The 240-nt window shown below is 43.8% G+C and carries 1 pseudogene; it reads right to left on the bottom strand.

Annotated elements, in window-relative coordinates:
- Positions 1 to 205 (bottom strand): annotated as a pseudogene (locus R0J92_RS26135) (hypothetical protein); the annotation flags it as partial.
- Positions 206 to 240: the final 35 nt, after the last annotated feature.

A 240-nucleotide genomic window follows, 5' to 3' on the forward strand; every position in this document is an offset into this window, starting at 1 on the left:
CGATTACAACTCCCATTAATTTTGCTGCCCACATGGGAAGCGTTACCCCTTGATCATAAGCGGGAATACTTTGTTGGACGGCTGCTTTGCGATTACCTTTTGAACTCACGGCTTGAGTTTCTAGTTGATCTTGTACTAGATTTAACATTTCTTTTCCAGTATCATTGCGAACCACAATCCACTGATAGCCAAAGGGTGCGCCCATATATCCAACCACTAGATCCGCAAGAGAGTTGACAT

The organism is Tritonibacter sp. SIMBA_163 (assembly GCF_046535935.1).
In the GTDB taxonomy this organism is placed as follows: Bacteria; Pseudomonadota; Alphaproteobacteria; order Rhodobacterales; family Rhodobacteraceae; genus Epibacterium; species Epibacterium scottomollicae.